Annotated in this window: 5 protein-coding genes; 4 read left to right on the top strand and 1 reads right to left on the bottom strand. The window is 67.3% G+C overall.

The features are described 5' to 3' along the window. Positions 1-154 precede the first annotated feature (154 nt). Positions 155-460 carry an STAS domain-containing protein gene (locus tag C8D87_RS44665; protein ID WP_112232731.1) on the bottom strand — a complete coding sequence of 102 codons (306 nt, stop codon included), beginning with the start codon at positions 458-460 and terminating at the stop codon, positions 155-157. Between the two features lie 137 nt (positions 461-597). Between C8D87_RS44665 and C8D87_RS44660 the strand changes: the two genes are divergently transcribed. The 4 genes from C8D87_RS44660 (at position 598) to C8D87_RS48440 (ending at position 5,374) form a co-directional block, all read left to right on the top strand. Continuing rightward, complete coding sequence (locus C8D87_RS44660; RefSeq protein ID WP_233442588.1) at positions 598-1,935, top strand: cytochrome ubiquinol oxidase subunit I; 1,338 nt, start codon at positions 598-600, stop codon at positions 1,933-1,935. After that, the gene (locus tag C8D87_RS44655; RefSeq protein ID WP_112232727.1) at positions 1,932-2,927 is read left to right on the top strand and encodes a cytochrome d ubiquinol oxidase subunit II; all 996 of its coding nucleotides are present in this window, start codon (positions 1,932-1,934) and stop codon (positions 2,925-2,927) included. The genes C8D87_RS44660 and C8D87_RS44655 overlap by 4 nt, the downstream gene beginning before the upstream one ends. Before the next feature lie 999 nt (positions 2,928-3,926). Next, a complete protein-coding gene (locus C8D87_RS48445) occupies positions 3,927-4,643 on the top strand; it encodes a recombinase family protein (RefSeq protein WP_411711555.1) in 717 nt (238 codons plus the stop codon). Further along, complete coding sequence (locus C8D87_RS48440) at positions 4,610-5,374, top strand: recombinase family protein (RefSeq protein ID WP_233442586.1); 765 nt, start codon at positions 4,610-4,612, stop codon at positions 5,372-5,374. The genes C8D87_RS48445 and C8D87_RS48440 overlap by 34 nt, the downstream gene beginning before the upstream one ends. Positions 5,375-6,563: the final 1,189 nt, after the last annotated feature.

The raw sequence follows: 6,563 nt of genomic DNA, 5'->3' as shown, positions 1-6,563 counted from the left end.
GGACTAGACCCCGTCCGGACGAGGAAAGGTCTGCGGATGGTCGCACAGCTCGCGAAGACGTGGGGCTGCGTCGCGGACGAGATCGAACACCGGAAGACGGTGTGGGCGGTCCTGGTCACCTCCGGCCGAGGGAACTAGGCCACGCCGCAGCGGCTCAGTTCTCGAACATGCGCGTGAGGCCGGTGAGGCCCAGGACTTTTTGAACTTCCGGACTGGGTGAGGTCAGTCGCAGGGAACCGGTCATCTCGACGGCCCTGGCGCGGCCGCGGACCAGCGCGCTGATCCCGGTGGAGTCGCAAAAGGTGACGCCGGAGACGTCGACGACGAGGTGGTGCCGGCCCTCGTCGATCAACCGGTCCAGTTTCGCGAGCAGCGCGGCCGAACCGGTCACGTCCAGCAACCCGGTCACCTCCAGCTCGGTCTTCGCCGCAGACGTACCGGTGACACGGATCCTCAACATGGTGCACCACCCTTGTCGCGCGAGACGCGATGGCGCTGAGTACCCGGTGTTCGCTCGAATATGGCTTCGGCGCAGCGAGGTTGAGAACTGCGACGGCGGGTATGCCGCACGGGTCAAAGGGTGATCCGAGGAGGGGCGTGCTGGAGTTCCTGGCCGACGCGAGCGGAAACCTGTACCCGGCGCGCATGCAGATGGCGCTGTCGCTGGGCTGGCACATCGTGTTCGCCTGCTTCGGCATCGCGTTCCCGGCGATCGTCGTGTTCACCGAGTGGCGCGGCCACCGGCGCGGTGACGAAGCGCTGACGGCCTTGGCGCACAAGTGGGCCAAGGCGATGGGCGTGCTGTTCGCGGCCGGTGCGGTCTCGGGCACGCTGCTGTCGTTCGAGATGGGGATCCTCTGGCCCGGGCTGATGGGCCGCTTCGGCGAGGTGTTCGGCTTCCCGTTCGTGCTGGAGGGGTTCGCGTTCTTCGTGGAAGCGATCTTCGTCGGCGTGTACCTGTTCGGCTGGAACCGGTTGTCGCCGCGAGCGCACATGCTCAGCGCTCTGCCCATGGTGGCCGCAGGCGTCGTGGGTGCGTTCTGCGTGGTGTCCGCCAACGCCTGGATGAACAACCCCACCGGGTTCCGGCTGGACGAGCAGGGCGACGTCGTGGACGCGCGGCCGTGGGCGGCGATGTTCGGCCCGTCGACGTGGGCGCAGTTCGTGCACATGTGGCTGGCGGCGTTCATGGTGACCGGGTTCCTGATCGCCTCGGTGTACGCGGTGGGGATGTTGCGCGGCCGGCGCGACCGGTACCACCGGGCCGGGTTGCTCATCCCGCTGACCGTCGCGGCGATCGCCACACCGGTGCAGATCGGTGTGGGTGACTGGATCGCCAACGTGGTCGCCGACAACCAGCCCGCCAAGCTCGCGGCGATGGAAGGCCAGTACGAGACGACTTCCGGCGCCGGGTTGTCGATCGGCGGCGTCTACCGCGACGACGAACTGCACTACGCCGTGGAGATCCCGTACGCGCTGTCGTTGCTGATCCACCACGATCCGGACGGCGTGGTGCCGGGCCTGGAGGAGGTGCCGGCCGACGAACGACCGCCGGTCAACGTCGTGCACCTCGCCTACAACGCCATGGTCGGCATCGGCCTCGCGCTGCTGGTGCTCGTCGCTTGGTACGGCCTGGTGTGGTGGCGACGGCGGCGGCTGCCGGACACCGCGTGGTTCCTGCGGGCTGTCGCGGCGTCGGGCGTCGCGGCGGTCATCGCGATGGAAGCGGGGTGGATCACCAACGAGGTCGGCAGGCAGCCCTGGGTCGTCTACGGCATCCTGCGCACTGCCGACGCCGTGAGCCCGGCGCCAGGTCTCGGCTGGGGCCTCGTGGCGGTGGTGGGGGTCTACACCGTGCTGACCGCGTTCACGGTGGTGGTCCTGCGCAGGCTGGCTCGGCACGAGGACACACCGGCCCCGCAGGAGCGGCCGTGACGCTCGCGGAAACCGTGCTGGGAGCGGCGTTCGCTGGGCTGATCGCCTACGCGTTGTTCGGCGGTGCCGACTTCGGCGGCGGGGTCTGGGACCTGCTGGCCGGCGGCACCGAACGCGGCCACCGGGTGCGCGACCGGATCGAGCGCTCGATCGGCCCGGTCTGGGAGGCCAACCACGTCTGGCTGATCTTCGTGCTGGTGGTGCTGTGGACCGGGTTCTCCGGCGCGTTCGCCGCGGCGGTCACGACCCTGTACATCCCGCTCACGCTGGCCGGGTTCGGCATGATCGCCCGCGGTGCGGCCTTCGCCTACCGCAAGAGCGTCAGCACGCCGGGGATGCGCCGGTTCTTCGGCGCGGCGTTCGCGTTGTCCTCGCTGCTGACTCCGTTCTTCCTCGGCGCCGTCGTCGGAGGCGTGGCCTCCGGCCGGGTGCCGCCCGGCATCGCGGCGGGTGACGTGCTGGCCAGCTGGGCCAATCCCACCTCGCTGCTGGGCGGCACACTCGCCGTGCTGGTCTGTGCCTACCTGGCGGCGGTGTTCCTGTGCGGCGACGCCCGCCGCGACGGCGAGCACGACCTGGCCGACGCATTCCGCTTGCGCGCCTTGGTGACGGCGGCCGTGACGGGAGCGGTCGGTCTGGCGGGGATCGCGGTGCTCCACGCCGACGCACCGCTGTTGTTCGACGGGCTGATCGGGCGCGGCCTGCCGGTCGTGGTGTTGTCCATCATCACCGGGCTCGGTGCGCTCGCCCTGCTGCTGGTGCGCCGCTACACCGTCGCTAGGATCGCCTCGGCTCTCGCCGTCACCGCGATTCTGATCGGCTGGGCGGTGGGGCAGTACCCGTACGTGTTGTTGCCTTCCTTGACCGTCGACCAGGCCGCGACCGGCCACACCACCCTCGTCGCCCTGCTCGTCGCGCTGGGCGCGGGCGCACTGATCCTGGTTCCCTCGCTGGCTTACCTCTACGTCCTGTTCCAACGGTCTGTCAGGTAGCGGGCTCCGGCCCTCGACGGGGGCGGGCCGGTGGCTCGACCTGCATGATGTGCACGGTGTCCAGCACCAAAACGGTGCTGTCGGGCAACATCACCGGCACCCACAGATGAGAGGTCTCCGGATCGGTCACGTGCGCCCGAGAACCACGCCACTGAGGACGGCGGCAGGATGCAGCGCATCCGGATTGAGGTAGGTGACGACCGAACCGCGGTCGGGGCAAGGTGTCGAAGGCATGGCTGAGTCCATCGGCTCAAGTGCACGTTGTCGGTAGCGGCAGTCGTCAGTCGCGTCCGCGTGCCGGAGTCTGTCCGTAGACGCCGTGTCGCAGCGGCGTGTGGTCGTCGGGCGAGTGCGCGGGAGACGCGGAAGGCTCGGTCGGCGTTTGCCTGGCACCGGGCGCGCCGCGCTGATCGACGCCCGTCGAGTGGCGCCGTCGGTGAGCTCATCCAGTCGTGCCTCGAGCAGCTGCAGCACCGGTTGGCGGTTGCCGTGCTCGCGCTCGTGACCGAGGACCGCACGAAGATCCTCCTCGGTGAGCGAGCGGATCCGGTGCCTCAGGTCTCCCAGAGCGAGCTGGTCGTAGTCGGGCAGAGGGAGTTCGTCTGTGCTCACGCGGCTTGGCTACCCGCCGAAACACCGAGCAAACGAACGGCCAGGGCCGAAACCACCGCCGCTCAGCCGAACGGGATGATCGTTTCGAACGGCTGCTAGAAGCACCCGCGGCATCGGGCGCAGCCTTCTTGTGGAGCGACCGTCCGAAGTCGTGCCAGTGGATCGGGACGACGAGATCGGGGCGGGTCGCCTCGACCGTGTGGTGCCAGTAGTCGCTCTGGAATCGCGCGGGCTGTGCGCAGAGCGCCCCGATGCCGAGATGCCTCGATCAACCCGGCGGCGGATCGGCTGCTGGGAAGTGGCGGACTGCGCTGTTCGGGTGGACGTGAGCCGTGTGTCGTCACGCGACTTCGGCATTGCGGTCTCGGCTCTGACCTGAGGGAGCAGATGATGAGCGCACTGACGAACGTGGAACTGCTGGCTGCGGTGGCAAACCACCGACCAGTGCCAACGCCGGTGCCCGAGGCGGGCGTTCGGTTCGCGTTCTATGGCCGGATGTCGACGAGTGAGTTCCAGGATCCGCAGACTTCTCGGGCGTGGCAGCGGGCGGTCTCCGACGAGTTGATCGACGGTGTCGGCTCGGTGGTCGTGGAGTTCTTCGACGTGGGGCGGTCACGTCGCTGGTCGTGGTGGGACCGTCCCGAAGCGTCTGAGTTGCTCGCCGCAGCGTCCAGGTCGGACCGTGTGTTCGATGCGGTTGTCATTGGCGAGTACGAGCGGGCGTTTCACGGCGACCAGTTCCGTGAGGTGGTCTCGCGGTTGAACGAGCTGGGTGTCGCGGTGTGGTTACCCGAAGCCGGTGGCCCGGTCGAACTGGACAGCCCGGTTCACCAGGCGTTGATGGTCTTGCTCGGTGCGCCGGCTCAGCGGGAGGTGGCCCGCGCCCGGCAGCGCGTGCTCGCCGCGATGCGGGTGCAAAACAGTCAGCAGGGCCGGTTCCTCGGAGGCCGTCCGCCCTACGGTTACCGCTGGTCGACGGTGGTCCACATCCGAATGCTCGGCACAGTGGGTGGGGGAGGCGGTTGCAGGTGCTGGCGCCTGATCCGATCACTGCGCCGTGGGTGCGGTGGATGTTCCGCGAACGTGTGGGTGGTCGTGCGCTAGCGTCGATCGCGCGTGAGCTGAACGACCGTGGTGTGCCGTGTCCGTCGAGTGCGGATCCGAGCCGTAACGCGCATCGGCAGGGTGGGAGGTGGATGGTGTCGGCGGTTGCGGCGATTCTCGAGAACCCGCGTTACACGGGCAGGCAGGTGTGGAATCGGCATGGCACGCGGGGGAGGGGGCCTGCAGGCCGGCTGGGTGGTCGTGCCGCGGGCCGGGTGGTGCGGAACTCGGTCACGGCCTGGGAAGTGTCGGAGAAGCTCTCGCACGAGCCTCTGGTCGATGATGAGACCTTCGTGGCGGTTCACCGGATCAGGGCACCGAGACAGACCAAAGACGGTGGGAAACGCAGATATGCGTTGGCTGGTCTGGTCGTGTGTGGGGTGTGTGGCAGGAGGATGGATGCCCACTGGGTGCACGGCCGACCTGCCTACCGGTGCCGCCACGGCTTCAACAGCGCTTCGGCCCGGCCTCCGGATGCGCCGTCCAACACCTACGTCCGCGAGGACGTCGTGCTTAGGACGCTCCCAAGACTGATCACTGAGCGCGGGCACAATCCGGAGTCCGATCTGACAGCACAACTCCACGATTTACAACTAGAAATCACCTGCGTAGGCACTAACCTGAGATTAGGGCTACGGCCGAGCGGCCGAAAGTCCGCGCGAGCCCTACCGGCGACGCAGCCGGCATTAGCGCTGGAGTGGGGAACAGTTATTCCGCGTATGCCCACATAAAAGCAATTACCCCACGACATAATTGCTTCCGTGGGGTAATTCCGTGTCCGAGGGGGACTTGAGCTCGCGCAGGTAGCAAGCTTGCGCGGTTTGTGTGTTCACGCGCTATTGGATAGCTCGAACCTAGTATAGAGGGCCAGTCGCCGTTATTCAACTCTTGGCGGTCCCGCGACATACAATAAGTTTGACGCCCCATGAGCCTGGCGAGCGATGGGGGCGTGCGTCCGGCATGCACGTCCGCATGAGTTTGATGAAAGGCTGATTCCTTTGGATTCCTGACTTCAGCCGTCATCGATCACATCGAGGTGGCGACCGGGATTCGGGCACGCGGACCGTAGAGCCAGGTCACAAGTCCCTACGTCGTCGGAGAGTCCTCGACTGCTTGGTCAACGGGACGAACCCGCCGCAGCCTGATGCGCAGGTCAGGTCGCTCGGCCGTGTTTTGGCACTCCACAGGTTTCGTAGGTCTTGAGGACTTGTCGTGCGTGGGCTTCTCCCAGGATCAGGATGTGGTCGAGGAGTTCGCGTCGATGGTGCCGATGACCCGTTCGCAGTGGGCGTTCATCCGCGGTGCCTGCGGCGCGCTCGTGACCACGCGGAGATCGTCGGCCTGGAAGACGGCGTCGAACGCCTTTGTCGTACTTGCCGTCGCGATCGCGGAGCAGGAAGCGCAGGGACTCCATCCGGTGTCCGAGGTCGGAGGCGAGGTTTCTGGCCTGTTGCGTCGCCCATTCCTGGGTTGGGTGGGCGGTGGCGCCAGTGATGTGAAGGTGCCGGGTGCGGTGTTCGAGGAACGCAAATGCGTAGAGGCGTTCGCCGAGTGCGGTGTCGATGTGGAGGAAGTCCGCCGCGATGATGCCCTGGGCTTGGGCGGTGGGGAATTCCCGCCAGGTCGGCCCGGTACGGCGGGGTACAGGGCACCGCGACGCGAGCCTTGTCCTGGACCTCGCCGCGGCTGGACGCGGCGATCACTGAGTCCGGCGTGTCGACAAGCCGACGTAACGCTTCGGCGACCTCTTCGGCCTCGGAACGAGGAGAAGCCAGTGCTGAGTTGGATGTCTGCTGACCGTTCGACGAAGGCGCGCCCACGATGTCAGCACCAGGCTTAAGCATCACGTACAGGGAAACCGGCTGCCAGCAGCAACGTCGCTGTGCCTGCAGCCAGACCGAGTCCCTCCTTCGTCATCAG

This window comes from Lentzea atacamensis, from assembly GCF_003269295.1.
Taxonomy (GTDB): domain Bacteria; phylum Actinomycetota; class Actinomycetes; order Mycobacteriales; family Pseudonocardiaceae; genus Lentzea; species Lentzea atacamensis.
The sequence above is the reverse complement of the archived record's forward strand: the minus strand, read 5'-3'. Positions and strand labels throughout refer to the sequence as shown.